This window comes from Clostridioides sp. ZZV15-6597, assembly GCF_020657815.1.
Classification (GTDB): domain Bacteria; phylum Bacillota; class Clostridia; order Peptostreptococcales; family Peptostreptococcaceae; genus Clostridioides.
The window spans coordinates 1-19858 of the sequence record NZ_JAGWCT010000048.1; the positions used below are offsets into that span (position 1 = coordinate 1).

Below are 19858 nucleotides of genomic sequence, written 5' to 3' on the forward strand. Positions count from 1 at the left end.
AGATGTGTATTAGATACAGCTGTTTATTTTTTTTATTTGGCAATTTTTATTCCCATGTTTTCATATAAAAAATTTTTTTAACATTTACTTTTAAAAAATTTCTTTTTTCCACTTTTTTTTAATTTTTTATTAAGCAAATTTTAAATTTTATTTTTATGATATTTTTATAATTACATAAAAAAAAGACCAAAAGTATTTTTCAAGTGATCTTTTCTCAAATTTTTATTTTAATTTCTAAAATTTATAATAAATAGTAAGATTATATAAGCATCTATTTGTATATGAAAGTTTATACTTTTATGGATGATAAGTTAATGTAATTAAAAGATTATCTAGCTGATTTTAGTTTTACAATATCGCTCCAATTTTTGCTGGTAGCTAATTCTACTAAACTTAAATCTCTTCTTATTTCGGAAACATCTTCTTTTACGGCGTTTGTATCACCTTTTATATGTGCTATACTATGTTCCATATTATCATGAGTAGCTTTATTTATTTCAGAGTTATGTAATAAACTTCCTAAAATACTATTTTGTTCAATTTGTTGTTCTTTAATTGATTTTCCTTCAGATTCTAAGGCATCTACTTTAACATCTATTTCATATAGTTTTTCATTAACTATAATACTTTCTGCTTTAATTTCACTTATATCTTTACTTGCTTTACTTATTTGATTTTTCATAGAGTTCATTTCTAATTTAACTTCATGCAAATTATCTTTCACTACATTTACTTCTTGTTTTACTTCATTCATTTCTTTCTTCATCATACTTACTTCTTGTTTTACTTCACTCATTTCTTTCTTCATTACACTTACTTCTTGTTTTACTTCATTTATTTCTTTCTTTATCAGATTTACTTCTTGTTTTACTTCGCTCATTTCTTCTTTCATTACACTTACTTCTTGCTTTACTTCACTCATTTCTTTCTTCATTACACTTACTTCTTGTTTTACTTCATTCATTTCTTTCTTCATTACACTTACTTCTTGTTTTACTTCACTCATTTCTTCTTTCATTACACTTACTTCTTGTCTTACTTCTGACATGTCATTTTTCATTATGCATATTTCTTGTTTTACTTCACTTATTTCTTCTTTCATTATACTTACTTCTTGTTTTACTTCTGACATATCATTTTTCATGCTAACCACATCTTTATTTATAATATGTAATAATTCTAAAATTTTATCTTCCACTTACATCACCATCCCTATTAATTATTATAACATCTTATACAAATGCTATACAATGTTAACATATATATCTAAAATAGTTATCATAAATTTAATTAATAAAATTATTATGTATAATTACTATAAAAAATAATTAATATAGATATAAATCTAAAAATAATAATTACAAACAAAAGGATACCACTTTAATATGGTATCCTTTATTTGTATCTAAATTTTTATCTTTTAAAATTATATTTTTTATAAAATATCTTATGCATTTAATTCTGGACATGAAATTTTTCTTCCAAGTGCTTTTGGTTTACATACTGATATGCAAAGACCACAATATCTACATTCATCTTCATTCAATTCCATCTTATCATTTAATTTTCTAGCTTGATATGCACACACTCTTTCACACATCTTACATTTAGTACATTTTTCTTCATCATAAGTAAATTCAAAACTAAGTCTTTCATTTACCTCTCCCATATGCTTATGTACTATCCCACAAGCATTTTCTATAGTTTTATATCCTAGTCTTTCAAGATTAGAATTTAGGTCATTGTGTATTTTAGCTATTACTTGAGCTCCTTTTAATATTACTACTGAGCATATACCAACAAAGTCAGCACCTGCCATAATCATCTCTAAAGCATCATCTCCACTTACACATCCACCTAATCCAATTATAGGTATATTTACTTCTTTTTTTATTTCATATATTCTTTGTAGAGTTATTGGTTTAATAGTTTCTCCACTTAAATATCCAATTCCATTTCCACCTAATAAAGGTTGACCATTTTCTATATCTATTCTAAGTGCTGGTCCTACAGAATCACAAGCAGTTATTGCATCTGCTCCTGCTTCTTCTAATTTTTTAGCAAAAGCCCCTATTTCATCTATCATAGGAGGAAGTTTAACTATTACTGGTATATTCACTCTCTCTTTCGCATCTTTAAGCATTGGTATTAAATCTCTATAGTCATAAGATACCAACTCGATAAAATCAGCTCCTGCATTTGCAACCTTTTCTACTAGTTCACTACTTTCTTCTATTGTATGACCTACTGAAGCTATACATACAGTTCCATCTTTTTTCATTTGTGGTATTTCAAAATCTATCCATTGCTCTGGTTCAAAATCTGTCCATTTCTCATTATTTAAAAGAGCATTGGCTGTATTTCTCACCATATGAGGTGCTGGATTTATAGCTCTTTCTTTTCTTATTGTCTTAGTAACAACTGCCCCTGCTCCTGCATCACTTAGTATCTTACATCCAGCTGCACTATATGTCAACGGACCTGAACCTATTATAAAAGGTGATTTTAATTCTTTCCCTAAAAAATTATACATTATTTACTTCCCCTTTTCATATTTATTTACATTTATTAAAACTTCCAGAATTCACAGGCAACATCTTTCATTTCTTTAACAATGGCTTTTTTATCTAAGTCAACTAATTGTTTTTCTTTTAAAATATGTTTACCATCTATGTATACATTCGATATAAATTCTTTTTTACCTTGCACTACTATCTGGTCAAATATATTATCAAGTGTTACAGGAGTTTTAAATTCATCTTCCATAACTACTATATCTGCTTTATTACCAACTGTTATTTTTCCTGATTTTTGAAGCCCTAATGCATAAGCACCATGTTCTGTTGCCATCTTAAATACTAAACTTGCTGGCATTACAGACGCATCTTCTTCAACTGATTTATGCATTAAAAACGCACCTCTCATAACTTCAAAAAAATCATTTATATATCCATCTGTACCTAATGCTACTTTTATGCCTTTTTTAATCATTCTTGGAACTGGAGAAAAACCGCCACCTACTTCACAGTTACTAAGAGGCATGTGAACTACCTTTACACCTTTCTCCTTTAATATGTCTATCTCTTCATCATCTACTTTTACACATTGAGATGCTAATACAGTCTCATCTAATATATCTAAATCATTGTAGTAATCAACTGCTTTTTTATTAAAGTGTTTTTTAGAGTAGTTTGGTTCATATATACTCTCACATAAATGGAATTGCATTGGTGCATCTAATTTTCTTGCATCTTCTTTAGCTTTTTTGATAAATTTATCTGAACATGTAAAACTAGTATGTGTACACATTATTCCATTTATTAATTTACTGTTTTCTCTGCTCCATTTTATTAAATTAGAATTTTCATCTAAACATCTTAATCCATTTTCATAACTTATTCTTTCACAACTTTCTAGAGATAAAACTGCTTTCATTCCTATTTCTTCTAGTATCTTACCTTGCTCAATTAAAGTTCCTTTTTCTGTATTTGGAGCTTCTAGCGTGTCACAAAATGCTACTACACCAGATTCTATAAGTTCTATTGCAGACGCTTTAGTTGTGGCTTTTACTTCCTTTAATCCTATTCTATTTTCTATAAATGGCCACCAATAGTCATTTAAAAATCCTTCGAAATCAGTAAAATGTACATTTGCTGGTATTCCTCTAGAAAGCACTCCATATTGATGCATATGCCCATTGATAAAGCCTGGCATTACTATAGCATCTGATTTATTTATTATCTCTGTAATATCTTTATATTTTAATTCAACTTCTTCATTTGGCAATATATCTTTTATAATGTCATTTTCTATTACAACGGCATAATTTGTATATATTTCATCAGCAGAAGATATTAAGTATTTACTTTTTATAGCAACCATTTATTTACCTCCCTGATTTAGTTTCTTCATAGATTTATTTACCTCCCTGATTTAGTTTCTTCATAGCCATATAAACCTTTTCAGAAGTTATAGGAAGTTCTCTTATATTCACACCCACTGCATTAAAAATTGCATTTGCTATTGCTGGTGCTGGTGTATGAATAACTATTTCTCCTAAAGATTTTGCTCCATATGGTCCTGTTGGTTCATAATTATCCACAAAGTCTACTAATATATTTCCTATATCCTTTTTTGTTGGAACTTTATATTGTAACAAATTAGAAGTCTGAAGTTTCCCATCAGAACCATGTCTAGGGTCTTCATACATTGCAAGCCCTATACCTTGAGTTACTCCTCCTTCAACTTGTATTCTGGCAAGTGCAGGATTCATAACTGTACCACAATCAGTTGAACAAGCATAGTTTATCACTTTAAACTCACCTGTTGTTTTATCTAGTTCAATCTCTGCAAAACCTGCTAAGAATGGTTTTGCACTCTCTTTTATACCATAAGATTCAGATGAATATAAAACATCTTGATTTCCACCACCAACAGATTCTCTTCCTAATTCACTTAATAAAACAAATTTTTCTACGTCCTCACTATGACAAACTCTATCTTCATATAATATTAAATCATCTATTGGTAAGTCTAATTTTTTCTGAGCCACTTTTAATATCTTTTGTTTCAAACTTTCAGCAGATTTTATTGTAGCATTTCCAGTTACATAAGTAGTACAAGAAGCATATGCACCAGTATCATATGGACACATATCTGTATCTCCTGTATAAACGGAAATTCTATCAATAGATGTATTTAATGTCTTGGCAGCAATTTGTGCAAGTATTGTATCAGAACCAGTTCCTAAATCTGAAGACCCAGAAAATAACTTGTAAGTTCCATCCTCATCCATTCTCATATTGACTATTGCCATATCTATATTAGCTATACCAGAACCATGAGTTCCAACTGACATTCCAACAGCTCTTACTTTATTATTTCCAATGTCTATAACAGGGTATTTTTCATCCCATCCAATTAGCTTTTTACCTCTAATTATACATTCATCAAGTGCACAACTTCTTATTGGAAAATTCATTATTCCGCCTTCAGTTTGCTTTTTTATAATATTCTTCAACTTTATTTCTGTTGGGTCCATATTAAGTTTATGTGCTAATTCGTCTATTGCACAATCAAGTGCAAATGTCCCCTGAGTTGCTCCGTATCCTCTCAACGCTCCCCCTGGAACCAAGTTAGTATATACAGTTCTTCCATCAAACTTTATTGCAGGTACATTATTATATGTTGGAAGTACATTATGCCCTGACTCGGAACAAACTGAAGGTCCATTGTCACCATAAGCACCTGTATTGTTTAATGCTTTCATATCTATAGCTTTTATATTTCCTTCTTTATCTGCTCCAATCTTTATGTCAAAGAACATCTGATGTCTAGTGTTAGTCATTGCAAAAGTTTCTTCTCTAGTATATATAAGTTTTGCTGGTCTTTTCGTCATCCAAGTTACAAATGATGCATATATCTCTGTTACAGCTATATTTTTTCCACCAAAACCTCCACCTATCCTTGGTTTTATTACTCTCACCTTTGAAAGAGGTATTCCTAATGCTCTAGAAACCTGTCTTCTCATATGATAAGCTGATTGATTTGCAGAAGTTACTACTAGTCTACCATTAGTGTCTATATACGTGTAAGCTCTATGAGTTTCCATCATACAATGTGCTTGTGATTGAGTCATATAAGATTCTTCTACTATTACATCACACTCTTTAAACTCTTTTTCTACATCACCTTTACCCATTTTCTCTCTTGATACTATATTTTTTGTAGCATCTAATCCAAAATCAAATGGACAAAATAAGTCATCTTCTTCATGTATTAAAATTTTATTACCTTCTGATTCTCTTGCATCTAATATTGGTGTCATTACTTCATATTCAACTTTTATGAGTTTCATTGCTTTAATAGCTGCTCTTTCATCTTCAGCCGCTATTATAGCAACTTCATCTCCTACATATCTCACTATATCTTCAAGTATTAATTGGTCATGAGGTGATGCTTCTGGATATGATTCTCCTACCATTGAATATCTATAATTTGGTACATCTTTGTAAGTAAATATATCTACTACACCTTTTACTTTTAATGCATTTTTTACATCAATATTTTTTATTTTTGCAAAAGCATGTGGGCTTCTAAGAAGTTTAACAGTCAAAACATCTCTATGAAAAATTAAATCTTCAGTATATATTGGCTTACCAGTAACAATGGCTTCACTATCTATTTTTCTTACTTCTTTATTTACCATTAAACTCACCCCCAATACTATTATACATTCTAACAACTAATGCTTTTGCCATATCTTGTCTATACTCTTTACTTCCTCTTATGTTACTTCCAAATGAAAGTTCTTCACTTGATATATCTCCAGCTTTGTCTGCATCATTTTCTAAACTTAGCACTTCACTTGCTTTGTAGGCAATCTTTGCTCTTCTTGGTCTAGCTCCTATTGCAATTTTATAAGAATTTCCTTCTTTTAACATTGCCCCATTTAATACTGCAAAATCACCTGTACATTTTCTTATTGAATCAAATACACCTATAGCATCTTTTTTAGGTAATATAATTTCTATTAATATATCTTTTTCAAGCTCACTTTCTAAAAAGTCAGCTAAATTCATAACCCCTTTTTTATATAACTTAACCTTTGCATCTACTACTAGTAATGAAGGTATTAAATCTGAAAATCCATACTTAGCAAATACGCTAGCTCCCACTCTAGCTCCACTTCTAAATTGAACTCCTACTATATTAGAAACAGCGTTTGAAATTACTCCACTACAGTAATTTTTAATAACCTTATTTAATTCTAAAGTTCTTAAACTTGTATCTGCTCCAATTAATATACTATCCTCAGTTTCATTTATATAATCTAAACCTAGGTCTTTTAAATCTATTGCTGAACCAATATTTTTGCTACCTAGTTTTAAAAATCCGCAGCCTCCAAGTATTATGTTGTTTTTTCTTGATATTAGCAGTTCATAAGCTTCATCTAAACTTTTTGGAACTACATATTCCTTTATAGTTATCATATTCTCTCCCCATATCAATTTAATTTTCACTTAAAAAGTTTAAGTGTTCAAATATTTATGTATTGCTCTTAGTTGACCTTTATATCCTGTACATCTACAAAGATTTCCATTTACATAATCTATAACTTCTTCTTCTGTTGGATTTTGAAGTTCTCTTTTCATTGCTAAAACCATCATTATAAATCCAGGAGCACAAAATCCACATTGGTCAGCTCCTTCATCCGCAAGAAAATCCCCAAATTTCTTAGCTTCATCTACTACGCCTTCAAGTGTTGTAATACGTTGTCCCTCTACTCTAGCAGTAAGATAATTACAAGACAACACAGCTTTGTCATTTACCATTACTGTACATAGACCACATGAGCCAGTATCACATCCTTTTTTAACACTTACATATCCATTTTCCCTTAATGTATCTGCTAAAAAATCATCTGGTCTTATATTCAATTCTTTTTCTTTATTATTTATGGTACATTTGATAATCAAATAAATCACCTCAAAACTAATATTTTTAAGTTAAAGTCTATACTACACTTAATTTATTTAAGAATAATATTATATTTATTAATAAAGGTTATTCCATTTATGACCTTCCATTCTATTCTTTATAGCTCCTCTTACACAAAGTCTCTCAGCTGTATCTTGAGCATCTTTTAATACTTTTTCTTCATTAGTTGTTAATATTTTTGAGTCTTCCATTATTATATTTCCATCCACTATAACACTCTCTATATTTTTCATGCTAGAAGAATATACTAATGTAGACACCGGATTATGCATAGGTATTGCTTTTGGTGAAAGCATTGGATTAAATATTAGTAAATCTGCTTTTTTACCAATCTCTAATGAACCTATCTCATCTTCCATTCCAATAGCTCTTGCTCCATCTATAGTCGCTAGTTCAAGAACTTTTTCTGCTGACATTGCTAATGGGTCACATTTATTAACTTTATGTTGAAGTGCTGTTAATTTCATAAGTTCAAGCATATCTTGAGAGTTATTGCTAGCAGCTCCATCTACGCCTAAGCTAACTGTTATTCCTTTTTTAAGCATTTCTGGTACTGGTGCAACTCCTGAAGATAAATACATATTACTTGCTGTGTTATGAGATACCTTCATGTCATATTTTTTAGTAAGTTCCATATCCTCTTCAGTTAAATATACACAATGTACCATAAGCACATTTGGTCCAAGTATTCCTAATTTCTTTAAAACATCTATGTCATATTGCCCATGCAATTCTTTTGCTGCTTCTCTATCAAAAGGAGTTTCTGATATATGTACTGTAAATAAAGCATCATCATATTCTTTTACTACTCTCCATAGCATCTCAAGCATTTCTTGAGAATTTGACCATATTGCTGCTGGAGCTACTCCTATTTTGATTCTTCCATTCTCTGTATTGTGGTGTTTTTCAAACAATCTTCTTACATCTTTTTCAACCGTTTCTACATCTTGCATTATTCCAGGATGAACTCCAAATTGAGCACCTGTATTCATACATCCTCTTCCAAGTATTCCTCTTATTCCTAATTCTTTATAAGCATCTATTATTCCATCACAAAGACCTTGTTTACTGTGAGGGTACATATAGTCAACCATTGTTGTTATACCACTTCTAAGACCTTCCACACAGCCAAGCATTGCAGCATCATAAGTGTCCTTTGGCTCTAAATAATTGGCTGCTGGAAATGTCATAGTTTCTAGCCAATCTTTAAGTACCATATCATCTCCTAACCCTTTTAATAAAGTTTGGAATAAATGATTATGTGTATTTATAAAACCTGGGAATAGGACTTTGCCTTTAGCATCTATTACCTTTTTAACATCAGTGTACTTACTTTCTATTTCTTTAGAATTCCCAATATCTGCAATCTTGTTATCTTTTACTACTAATGCCCCATCAAAAATAACTTCTCTCTCTTTGTTTACAGTTACTATTATGGCATTCTTAATAAGTATATCTATCATTCTTATTTCCCCCCGCATTATTTAGTAATTTTTCTTTTAATATATTGACCTGTTGGTTGCTCCACGATATTACAACTTTGTACTATATGCTTTCCTCTTAAAAAAACATCTTCAACTTTACATTTGACCTTAACTCCCTCATATGGAGTATAATCTACATTTTGTTTTTGATTCTTATAACTGATTATTTCTTCTTTATCTGTATTTAAAATCACTATATCTGCATCACTTCCTACAGCTATTTCACCTTTTTTAGGATACATCCCAAATATTTTAGCAGCATTTGTGGAAGTAACTTCTACAAATTTATTTACACTTATTCTATTTTCCAAAACCCCATATGTATATAAAAGAGATAACCTATGTTCAACACCTGGTGCTCCATTTGGTATTTTACTAAAATTATCAATTCCCAAATCTTTTTGACCTTTAAAATTAAATGAACAATGGTCTGTACCCACGGTCTGAATATCGCCCTCAGACAAGCCTTTCCAAAGAAAATCTATATCTTCTTTTTTTCTAAGTGGAGGAGACATTACATATTTAGCTGCCTCAAACTCATCCTTATTGTATAAACTGTCTTCTAATAATAGATATTGCGGACATGTTTCTACTATCATATCTACACTTTTTTGTCTAGCTATCTTTACAACTTCTAGTGACTCTTTACAACTTAGGTGAACTACATATGATTTTGAGTTTGACAATTCAGTTATATCAGCAAGTCTTGAAACAGCCTCTTTCTCAACTATGTTTGGTCTTGTAAGTGGATGATATTTAGGTTCTAAATCTCCATTTTGTAAACGTTCTTCTATTAATGCATCCAATAAATCTCCATTCTCACAATGAAATTCAACTATACAACCTAGTTTTTTAGCTTCCTTTAGCACTTTGTATATTGTTCCATCATCTACTTTCATACCTTCATATGCCATATACATTTTAAAGGATACTATTCCATCTGAAATAAGCTTTTCCATGTGCGTAAATGTATCTTTATCTAAGCATGTGATTGTCATGTGAAACCCATAGTCACAATAACAATTTCCACTTGCTTTTTTATGATATGTTTTTATACCCTGTATTAGATTTTCTCCTTCACTTGATTCTGCAAAATCTAGTATAGTAGTAGTCCCTCCAGCTATAGCCGCTCTTGTTCCTGTTTTAAAGTTATCAGCAGTAGTTATAGAGCCTGCATTCATATCAAAGTGAGTATGTGTATCTATACCTCCAGGAATTATAAGTCTCCCTGTAGCATCAATTACTTTATCATTATTTATTTCTAAATTATTTCCTATTTCAATTATCTTTTCATCTTCTATTCTTAAATCACTTATATAAGTTTTATCAGAGGTAATTATAGTTCCACCTCTTAGTATTGTTCCCATATATACCTCCTAACTTTTAAGCTCTAGTAAATTCTCTTAGTATTTTAATTTTATATTATTTACATAAATTTATGTTTGCCAAAGGTGCTATATTTAGCACCTCTAGACTATATTTAAATAATTTATTGTGAACTAAATATTATTTTCCATATACAGATTTTAATATTCCATAGTAACCTTCTGTTCCTATAAATAATTGTTCTTGTTCTATGTACTCATCTATTGTATGAGCAAGATTTTCTTTAGAAGGACCAAATCCTATAGTTTTTATTCCAGCCTCACCTGCATAATGGCTTCCATTTGTACAGAATGAGTATTGAGTTATTTCTGAATCTATTCCAGCTTCTTTTAATCCTTTGTATGCTGCTTGAACAAATTCATCATTTTCATCATATAACCAACCTGGGAAGAATCTTTCACTTTCTATAGTATTTCCTGTATAACAGTCAGCTTTTTCAGATGCATAAGAAACTTTTGCATTTAATTCTGAGTCTTCTTTCATCATTTCATCTAATAATGCTTGTATTGGAGCTAGTACTCCTTCTCTTGTTTCTCCAACCAATAATCTTCTATCAAAAGTAGCTTTACAGTAATCTGGCACTACTGATGCTCCTGGATATGGAGAAGATTTTATGTCTGTTAAAACTAATATTCCATCACCTAACACTGGATGAGTTGGAGGTACTAATTGTTGTATTTTTTGAATTACGTTAGCCATTTTATAAACTGCATTTACACCTTTTTCTGGATTAGCAGAGTGAGCTGGTTTACCAAAAGTCTCTACAACTATTTCTCCTCTACCTCTTTGACCAATCTTTAAGTTTAATTCTGAAGATTCTCCTATTACAACATAATCAGGTTTAACAGCTTTACTTATTTCTCTAGCTGAAACTCCTTCAAATATTTCTTCATGAACAACTCCTGCTACATATAGTTCTCCAGCAAAATCTTTATTAGTGTCTTTAGCAAAATACGCTACAGCAGACATCATTGCAGTATACTGACCTTTCATATCAGAAGTTCCTCTACCATATATCTTTCCATCTACGATTTTTCCTTCAAAAGGAGGAACACTCCATTTACTTGCATCTGGAACTGGAACTGTGTCTATATGACCATCAAATAATATCTTTTTACCTGGTCTATTTCCTTTTATGCATCCCACTATATTTCCATATCTATCTCTTGACCAGCTATCAAAACCTAATTTTTCAAAAGATTCTTCTATTGCTTTTACAACCCCTTCTTCATTTCCAGAAGAACTAGGATTTTGGATTAATTTTTGACATATCTCAGTTACTTCTTGTTTTCTTTGTTCATTTAGCATTTCGTTATCCCCCTAGATTTTATAAATATATATTTTAATTTAAGTCTTTATAATTTATATAATTTCTAAATTTTAGAACTTATATATATTTTTAATATGTAAATTGTTATTTGATGAATATAATATTTTAATAATCGTCTATATACTTGGATACTCTCCATCCCAAACTATACTTCTGTATTTATCAGGGTCAGTATCTCCTTCTGTACTTATTAAAAGTATTCTTGAATTTTCATCTAACTTTAAATCTCTTCTTAAGTCAGCTAAATCTTCTCTTTCCATAGCTGCTATTAAAAGACCAGTTGTAACCGCTCCAGATTCTCCAGAGATTACTTTTTCATCACCATTTAAAGGATTTCCCAATGTTCTCATACCTTTAGCAGAAACCCAGTCTGGTGCTGAAACAAATGCTGCTGCATGATTTTTTAATACTTCAAATCCTATAGTATTTGGTTCTCCACAAGCAAGACCTGCCATTATAGTTGGCATATCTCCACCTACAAATCTTGGTTTTCCATCTCCTGCTTCTGCTGATTTATAGTAACAATCTGCCTCATCAGCTTCTACTACTACTGTTATCGGGCATTCGTCATATATTGAAGCAACATATCCTTGAACTGCACCAGCAAGTGAACCAACTCCTGCTTGCACAAATACATGTGTTGGTCTATCTACTCCATATTCTTTTAATTGTTCTATAGCTTCTTGAGCCATAGTTCCATATCCTTGCATTATCCATGCTGGTATTTCTTCATATCCGTCCCATGCTGTATCTTGAACCATTACACCATGGTCATCAGCTTCTGCATAATCATTAGCTAATCTTACTGCATCATCATAATTTAGGTCTGTTATACTAGCATCTGCACCTTCTCCCTTGATTTTATTTAATCTAAATTCAGAAGAACCTTTTGGCATTAATACAACAGATTTCTGACCTAATTTATTAGCTGTCCAAGCAACTCCCCTACCATGATTTCCATCTGTAGCTGTAAAGAAAGTTATTTCTCCTAATTGTTCTTTTATTTCTTTTGAAATTAATTTTTCATATCCTAACTCTGATATATCTGTATCTAATCTTTGAGCTAAGTATTTACCCATAGAGTAAGAGCCACCCAAAACTTTAAATGCATTTAATCCAAATCTGTAAGATTCATCCTTTACATATACTCCTGCAACACCTAATTTTTTTGCTAAACCTTCTAGGTTTGCTAATGGAGTTTCTTTATATTGAGGAAAGCTTTTATGGAAGTTTCTAACCTTAGTTATTTCTTCTTCATTTAAAAATTTGATACAATTTTCCTTATCGCCCTTTGGCAGATTGTTTACTTTCCATTTAATTTCTTTTAGCATCTAAAATACCTCCAAATTATTGTTAAATTTTTATACTCTATATATTAGCAATTAACATGCCAACACTTAACATATATCGAATATTTTTCTATAGCTATTTAGCATAGAATTTGCAATACTTTCAACTTTTTTTACCTTTATCTATTGGATTATCCAATGTATATAGAATTTGATAATAAAAAAACCTTTTTTATCTTCTCACTTTTTAATTCTCATTTTTAAAATTTAAAAATTAATACTTAAAACGTATTCCTTATGTATTTTTTGACATAGAAATCTATAAAGCATTTAATAAGAGGCAAAAAATAGTGATGTAATATTTTATTACATCACTATTTTTTATTGAGCCAATAGTAAAAATTCAACTTATTTTTTGAAGAAGTAAATGCTTCTTAATGGTCTCTAAGAGGCGATTTTTCATCTTTTTTAACATCTAATTCTTCTTTTACAACATTCCATTTTTCAAGACCAAACTTAGAAACCATTACTGCTTCTGCAGCACCTTTTCCAAGTCTTTTCACTGTGTCCATACCTGTTTCGTCTTCTTGAGCTCCTTTTGCTTTTCCATCTTTACTCCATATTGTACCGCCTATATAGCATCCACCTAATCCTCCAGATACTAACATTTCATGCATTAAGAAGAAATTTATTATAGGAAGTTTTGTTAATTCTTGACCACCATATCTAGTTCCACCAGTAGTTATAGCTGCTCCAACTTTATTTTGAAGCTTTCCTGGATGAACTAAATACATAGGACGAAGTCTATTAAATACTGCTGTAAGTTGAGCAGTTATATTCATATCATACACTGGAGAACCCACTATAATTCCATCCGCTTCTAATATTTTTTGCTCTAATTCTTGTATGTCATCTTTTATGATACACATAGTTTCTTTTCTTATACATGCATCACAATGTACACAAGGACTTATTTTTTTTCCTCTAACTGACCAGTACTCAGTCTCTATACCAGGTATAGTTTCAGCTTCTTTCAAAGCTTCTAATACTGCATATTCTGTTGCTCCTTTACGTGGACTTCCACAAATACCTAATATCTTTGCCATAACAATATCTCCTCATCAAATAAATCTATTTTTATTGCTTTCTATAATTTTAATAGAGTTTTATTTTAAATTTAAATTTTTATTTTAAGCTTCATTATTTTAATTTTATTGGCAATGAATGTATCTCTACATTAGTTGCATCATATACTGCATTTGCCACAGCAGGTGCAACTGGTACAACAGCACATTCACCAATACTCTTACCACCAAATGGTCCAGCTTTTTCATAACTATTTACAAATGCAACTTGACACTTTGGCATATCGACAGTTCTAAATAATTTATAATTTTTAAAATCAGTAACTTTAGGTCTTCCTTGCTCATCAAAGGCTAACTCTTCACTTAATGCATAACCTAACCCCATATGAATTCCGCCTTCTAATTGACCTTCTAAATTTAGAGGATTTATAACTCTACCAACATCATGTACGGCTACAAAATCGACTACTTTTACATCTTTAGTTTCTTTATCTACTAAAACTTCAACAAAATGTACACCATAAGAAGTAAGACCTGCTGGAGAAGAATAATCCTCAACAACTGTCAATTCTCTCAAAGACTTACTTTGACTATATACTGCAACATCAGATAATGATGCTTTAATATTTTCATCGAGTTTACTGATTACATATCCATTATCTAGATATAACTCTTCTTTTGAAGTTTCAAGTAATTTTTCTGCTTCTTCCAGTATTAAATTCTTTAATTTTTCTGCTGTCTTTTTAGCTCCTCCACCTTCTACAAATACACCTCTACTTGCATAATCTCCAAGATTAAATGTACATGCATCAGTGTCTGTTTCAAAAGTATCAACTTTATCAGGAGTTATTCCCAAAACTTCAGCTACCATCATTGTTTGCATAGTTACAACACCATTACCCATATCATGTGCTCCTGTAAGTAGTGTTAATGTGCCATCTTCATTTAATTTAAGAGTCAATGTGACAACATCTCTATGTGCACCAAAAACTCCATTACCATGTGCACCTATTGCCATACCTATACCCCTTAAATAATTTCCTTCTTCTTTTGGAAGAGCTTTCTTCTCATCCCATTTAAACATTTTTTTACCTTGTTCAATACAGTCAAGAACTCTAGGATTTCCAAGAGAACCGTGGAAGATTATATCAACATCATCTGGCTCTACAGCATTCTTATTTTGAAAATCAACTAAGTCCATACCTATTTTCTTAGCTATTTTTGCAAATTGAGCTTGTTGAGCCATAAATATTTGAGGTGAACCATAACCTCTCATGGCTCCTGCTATTGGTGTATTTGTATATACTGGTATTCCAGTAAATTTTATATTTGGTATTTTATAGACTTTAAACACTTTATGGCTAAGTGCGCCTATAACATTTAAAGCACTTGATGCATATGCACCTGTATTTGTATATATTTTTATCTCCTGTGCTATTACTTCTCCATCTTTATTTACACCAGTTTTTAGTTTTACAAAAGACCCATGACGAGTTCTTGTTGATATCATAGACTCTTTTCTTGTAAGAACCATTTTGACTGGTCTTCTCGTCATTTTTGACAATGCTGCTGCTACTGGCTCAATTGTCATTTCTAGTTTTCCACCAAATGAACCTCCAATAGCAGGTCTTATAACTCTTATCTTATTTAATGACATCCCAAAGATTTGAGATAATATTATTCTGAAACCAAATGTGTTTTGGCAAGGTGTATGTACAATTAATTTATCATTATAATCATAATGTGCAATTACACTGTGAGTTTCTATTGCACTATGATGTATAGCAGGAGTAGAGTATTCGTCTTCAAAGATGTAGTCACATTCTTTAAAACCTTTTTCTACATCTCCACCATTTATATTATTTTGAGAAACCATGTTTGAATCTCCATGTATACATATAGCATCTTCTTTTATTGCATCTTGTATAGTAAATACAGCTGGTAATTCTTCATATTCCACTTTTATAAGTTTTACAGCTTTTTCTGCTATTTCTGGTGTCTCTGCTGCAACTGCTGCTACACGGTCACCTACAAATCTAACTGTATCTGAAAAAATAACTTCATTTTCAGGTATATTATGTTCATAAAATCGTAAAGAGCCATTATATTTTCTCTGTGATGTATTAAGATGAGTAGCTATGGCTCTAACTCCAACGATTTTCTCAGCTTCACTTGTATCTATACTTTTTATTTTTGCATGTGCTACAGGACTTAAAAGCATTTTAGCATGAAGTGCATTTTGCGGTTTCATGTCCGCTACATACTTCATTTGACCAGTAACTTTTAAAGCTGCATCTTTTAGAGGGTATGATTTTCCTATGATTTTTTCCATAACTATCTACCTCCTAATCTAGCTGCAGATAATTTTACAGCTTCTATAATTTTTATATATCCTGTGCATCTACAGAGATTTTCTTTAAAAGCCTCTCTAATTTCATCTTCACTAGGCGATGAATTTCTATTTAAAAGAGCTTGCGTAGTTATAATCATGCCAGGAGTACAATATCCACATTGTACAGCTCCAACTTCTATAAAAGCTTCTTGTATCGGATGAAGATTTTCTCCATTAGCAAAACTTTCTATAGTGTATATAACTTTATCTTCACAGTTCCTTGCAAGAAGTTTACAAGATTTTATATCTACTCCATCTATCAAAACTTTACATGCTCCACAACTGCCACTATTACAACCTTGTTTCGCTCCAGTTAGATTTAATTTTTCACGAAGTACATGCAAAAGAGTTTCATTCTTTTCAACTTCTACTTCATACATGTAATCATTAATATTTAATTTTATTTTTTCCATTTTCTCCTCCTACAGATAAACTAATGTTGTAATAGAATATTATTACAAGCTTATTTTCATATTAGTATAAGCTATTCCACTTATGTCCTTCCATTCTATTAGTTACATTAGCTCTCTTACATAATTCTTCTGCTGCATGCTGAGCATTCAATAAGACTTGTTCTTCACTTTCAATTGTAGTTACTCTACCATTTTCAAGTATTATATTTCCATCAACTAAAACACTTTCTACATTGTGCATACTAGCTGAGTATACCAAAGTCGATACAGGATTGTGAAGAGGTATTGATTTTGGAGAAAGCATTGAGTTAAATATTACTAAATCAGCTTTTTTTCCTACCTCTAAAGAACCTATTTCATCCTCCATTCTAAGAGTTCTTGCCCCCTCAATTGTGGCCATTTCAAGAACTTTTTCTGCAGAAATTGCAAGAGGGTCGCAGTTGTTTACTTTATGTTGCAAAGCTGTTAATTTCATAAGCTCTACCATATCTTGTGCATTGTTACTTGCTGCACCATCAAGACCTAAGCTTACATTTATCCCCTTCTTTAACATCTCTGGAACAGGTGCAACTCCAGAAGCAAGATACATATTACTTGCAACATTATGAGAAACTTTTATATCGTACTTTTTAAGCATTTCCATGTCCTCATCAGTTATACATACACAATGCACTGCTACAACTTCTGGGCCTACTATTCCCCATTTTTCAAGTAATTTTATATCTATTTCCCCATGTATATCTTTTGTTGCTGTTCTTGCAAATTCAGTTTCAGAAATATGAACTGTGAAGTATGAATCATACTCTTTGACTATATTCCAAAGCATTTTACCCATTTCTTCAGATATAGCCCACATTGAAGAAGGTGCTACACAAATTTTTATTCTTCCATTTTCTGAATTATGATATTTTTCAAATACTCTTCTCAAATCTTTTTCAACCGTTTCCACGTCTTCTATAAGCTCTTTGTGAATACCTAAATCTATACAGCCTCTACCCACTACTCCTCTTATACCTAAGTCTTTATATGCTTTTACTATTCCATCTGTAAGTCCTGGTCTATTATGTGTATGCATATAATCAACCATTGTAGTTATACCACTTTTTAAACCTTCCATACATCCAAGCATTGCAGCATCATAAGTATCTTGTTCTGTTAAGAATTTTGCTGATGGAAACATCATTGTGTTTAACCATTCATGAAGTGCCATGTCGTCTCCTAGACCTTTTAATAATACTTGGAATAAATGATTATGAGTGTTTATAAATCCAGGGAATATCACTTTTCCTTTAGCATCTATAACTTTTTTAACGTCAGGATACTTCACCTCAACATCAGCTGTATTTCCTATATCTAAGATTCTGTCACCTTGAATAGCTATTGCTCCATCAAATATAACTTCTCTATTTTTATTAACTGTAACAACTATTGCATTCTTTATTAGTATATCAATCATCTTAAATCCCCCTTTTAATACTTTCATTACAACATTTTATCACATAGCTTTCTCATATCATATCTAATACATTTATCCAATATTTTCCTCAAGATTTGAAGTAACGTTTTCAGATTTCTTACTTCCTTTTAGTTTAAATAGTGTTTGAAGTAATATAGCTATTATTGCTCCAGAAACTATACTTGAGCCTCCTAGAACAGTTCCAATTGTCGCTGGAAATTGGTCTAAAACTTGTGGAGCAGTTGTAAGACCCATGCTTGTTGCTATAGATACTCCTGCTATAAGATTGTTTTCTTCAGTAAAACCATCCATACTCATAATAGAGAAACCAGACATCGCTATTGATGAAAATACTACTAAAGTTGCTCCACCAACAACACAAGATGGTATAGTTGTCATTATTGCTCCTAATGCTGGAGATATTCCTGCTAGTAATAATACAAGTGCTCCTAATGCTATTACGAATCTACTTGTAACTTTATTCATAGATACAATTACTGTGTTTTGGCTGAATACTCCAGTTGGAAGAGCTGCAAATAGTGATGAAATTATAGAAGTTACAGAGTTTCCTAAAACAACTGATGATAACTCTTCATCAGTTACCTCTCTGTCCATTGCACCTATTGTTGCTATTGTACACGCACCCATCATATCAGCTATACCTATTATGTAAATAATAGTAAACATTACTATTAACTCTGGTCTAAATTCCAATCCAAAAGCCGCTGGTGTTGGTAAAGATACTATAGCTGCACCTTTAACTGCAGAAAAATCAACTAATCCTAAAACTAAAGATATAGCATATCCTACTAATATCCCAATTAATATTGAAGAGTTTTTAACTAAGCCTTTACCATACTTATTTATCATTATTATTACAAAAGCAACTATAACTCCTACTATAAAATTTATTGGACTTCCAAACGTTTGTGCACCTTCTCCTCCTGCTAAATTCTTTATAGCTGTTGCAAATAATCCAAGTCCCATACATGCTATTATAGTTCCAGAAACTATAGAAGTGAATATATGTCTAATTTTCTTAACTGCAAAGCCTACAAAGAATACGATTACCCCTGCAGCAATTTGTGCTCCAAATAAAGCTGCTAAGCCATCTTTAGCTGCTACAGAAAGACAAGCTCCTAAAAATACATAACTCATTCCCATCATTACAGGTAATCTTGAACCTAATTTAAATCCTTTAAATAAAGGTATTGGATATAATTGTAAAAACGTTGCCAAACCTGCTGCTAACATAGAACCTTGAATCAACATCGTCGCTTGCCCCTGGTTAAGTCCTACCACGTTTGCTATTAATATTGCAGGCACCATATTTCCTACTATCATTGCTAACAAATGTTGTAAAGCTAAAGGTACCGATTCCTTTAGTGGTGGTATCCCATCCACATCATATTTTGAAGTATTACGTGTTTTCATAAAATAAATCCTCCCATACATAAATATCTTGACTAAATATTTTATAATTATTTTCTATAAATATTTTTATGACCATGAATTTATTGCTC

Annotated in this window: 15 protein-coding genes; all 15 read right to left on the reverse strand. The window is 31.2% G+C overall.

What is annotated here, in order from left to right; all coding sequences use genetic code 11:
- Positions 1-328 precede the first annotated feature (328 nt).
- The 15 genes from KGF52_RS11915 to KGF52_RS11985 all read right to left on the reverse strand — a co-directional run bounded on the left by KGF52_RS11915 (position 329) and on the right by KGF52_RS11985 (position 19769).
- The gene (locus KGF52_RS11915) at positions 329-1198 is read right to left on the reverse strand and encodes a hypothetical protein (protein ID WP_227840337.1); all 870 of its coding nucleotides are present in this window, start codon (positions 1196-1198) and stop codon (positions 329-331) included.
- Positions 1199-1447: 249 nt separating this feature from the next.
- Positions 1448-2533, reverse strand: coding sequence for a dihydroorotate dehydrogenase (locus tag KGF52_RS11920; protein WP_227840338.1), 1086 nt, complete (start codon positions 2531-2533; stop codon positions 1448-1450).
- 35 nt (positions 2534-2568) lie between these two features.
- Positions 2569-3882, reverse strand: coding sequence for an amidohydrolase family protein (locus tag KGF52_RS11925; protein WP_227829388.1), 1314 nt, complete (start codon positions 3880-3882; stop codon positions 2569-2571).
- A 34-nt stretch (positions 3883-3916) separates the two neighbouring features.
- Positions 3917-6208, reverse strand: a complete 2292-nt coding sequence (locus tag KGF52_RS11930) for a molybdopterin cofactor-binding domain-containing protein (RefSeq protein ID WP_227840339.1) — start codon at positions 6206-6208, stop codon at positions 3917-3919.
- On the reverse strand, positions 6198-6992 hold the full coding sequence (locus KGF52_RS11935; RefSeq protein WP_227829390.1) for an FAD binding domain-containing protein: 795 nt from the start codon (positions 6990-6992) through the stop codon (positions 6198-6200). The genes KGF52_RS11930 and KGF52_RS11935 overlap by 11 nt, the downstream gene beginning before the upstream one ends.
- A 39-nt stretch (positions 6993-7031) precedes the next feature.
- Positions 7032-7478, reverse strand: a complete 447-nt coding sequence (locus KGF52_RS11940) for a (2Fe-2S)-binding protein (protein WP_227829391.1) — start codon at positions 7476-7478, stop codon at positions 7032-7034.
- A 78-nt stretch (positions 7479-7556) separates the two neighbouring features.
- Positions 7557-8963 carry an amidohydrolase gene (locus KGF52_RS11945; RefSeq protein ID WP_227829392.1) on the reverse strand — a complete coding sequence of 469 codons (1407 nt, stop codon included), beginning with the start codon at positions 8961-8963 and terminating at the stop codon, positions 7557-7559.
- A 17-nt stretch (positions 8964-8980) separates the two neighbouring features.
- A complete protein-coding gene (hydA, locus tag KGF52_RS11950; RefSeq protein ID WP_227840340.1) occupies positions 8981-10351 on the reverse strand; it encodes a dihydropyrimidinase in 1371 nt (456 codons plus the stop codon).
- 139 nt (positions 10352-10490) lie between these two features.
- Positions 10491-11678, reverse strand: a complete 1188-nt coding sequence (locus KGF52_RS11955; protein WP_227829394.1) for a YgeY family selenium metabolism-linked hydrolase — start codon at positions 11676-11678, stop codon at positions 10491-10493.
- Positions 11679-11816: 138 nt separating this feature from the next.
- On the reverse strand, positions 11817-13031 hold the full coding sequence (dpaL, locus tag KGF52_RS11960) for a diaminopropionate ammonia-lyase (protein ID WP_227829395.1): 1215 nt from the start codon (positions 13029-13031) through the stop codon (positions 11817-11819).
- Between the two features lie 392 nt (positions 13032-13423).
- Positions 13424-14095: a flavodoxin family protein gene (locus KGF52_RS11965; RefSeq protein WP_003424384.1), complete on the reverse strand. Its 672-nt coding sequence runs from the start codon at positions 14093-14095 to the stop codon at positions 13424-13426.
- Between the two features lie 94 nt (positions 14096-14189).
- Positions 14190-16406: a xanthine dehydrogenase family protein molybdopterin-binding subunit gene (locus KGF52_RS11970; protein WP_227840341.1), complete on the reverse strand. Its 2217-nt coding sequence runs from the start codon at positions 16404-16406 to the stop codon at positions 14190-14192.
- 2 nt (positions 16407-16408) lie between these two features.
- Complete coding sequence (locus tag KGF52_RS11975) at positions 16409-16879, reverse strand: (2Fe-2S)-binding protein (protein WP_227434737.1); 471 nt, start codon at positions 16877-16879, stop codon at positions 16409-16411.
- Positions 16880-16940: 61 nt separating this feature from the next.
- Complete coding sequence (locus KGF52_RS11980) at positions 16941-18335, reverse strand: amidohydrolase (RefSeq protein ID WP_227840342.1); 1395 nt, start codon at positions 18333-18335, stop codon at positions 16941-16943.
- Between the two features lie 72 nt (positions 18336-18407).
- Positions 18408-19769, reverse strand: coding sequence for a uracil-xanthine permease family protein (locus KGF52_RS11985; RefSeq protein ID WP_227840343.1), 1362 nt, complete (start codon positions 19767-19769; stop codon positions 18408-18410).
- Positions 19770-19858 lie beyond the last annotated feature (89 nt).

Bases quoted from the DNA above. Each gene is read 5' to 3' on its own strand.
- KGF52_RS11920 (WP_227840338.1), bottom strand. From the start codon at position 2,533: ATGTATAATTTTTTAGGGAAAGAATTAAAATCACCTTTTATAATAGGT.
- KGF52_RS11925 (WP_227829388.1), bottom strand. From the start codon at position 3,882: ATGGTTGCTATAAAAAGTAAATACTTAATATCTTCTGCTGATGAAATA.
- KGF52_RS11930 (WP_227840339.1), bottom strand. From the start codon at position 6,208: ATGGTAAATAAAGAAGTAAGAAAAATAGATAGTGAAGCCATTGTTACT.
- KGF52_RS11935 (WP_227829390.1), bottom strand. From the start codon at position 6,992: ATGATAACTATAAAGGAATATGTAGTTCCAAAAAGTTTAGATGAAGCT.
- KGF52_RS11945 (WP_227829392.1), bottom strand. From the start codon at position 8,963: ATGATAGATATACTTATTAAGAATGCCATAATAGTAACTGTAAACAAA.
- hydA (WP_227840340.1), bottom strand. From the start codon at position 10,351: ATGGGAACAATACTAAGAGGTGGAACTATAATTACCTCTGATAAAACT.
- KGF52_RS11955 (WP_227829394.1), bottom strand. From the start codon at position 11,678: ATGCTAAATGAACAAAGAAAACAAGAAGTAACTGAGATATGTCAAAAA.
- dpaL (WP_227829395.1), bottom strand. From the start codon at position 13,031: ATGCTAAAAGAAATTAAATGGAAAGTAAACAATCTGCCAAAGGGCGAT.
- KGF52_RS11965 (WP_003424384.1), bottom strand. From the start codon at position 14,095: ATGGCAAAGATATTAGGTATTTGTGGAAGTCCACGTAAAGGAGCAACA.
- KGF52_RS11970 (WP_227840341.1), bottom strand. From the start codon at position 16,406: ATGGAAAAAATCATAGGAAAATCATACCCTCTAAAAGATGCAGCTTTA.
- KGF52_RS11975 (WP_227434737.1), bottom strand. From the start codon at position 16,879: ATGGAAAAAATAAAATTAAATATTAATGATTACATGTATGAAGTAGAA.
- KGF52_RS11980 (WP_227840342.1), bottom strand. From the start codon at position 18,335: ATGATTGATATACTAATAAAGAATGCAATAGTTGTTACAGTTAATAAA.
- KGF52_RS11985 (WP_227840343.1), bottom strand. From the start codon at position 19,769: ATGAAAACACGTAATACTTCAAAATATGATGTGGATGGGATACCACCA.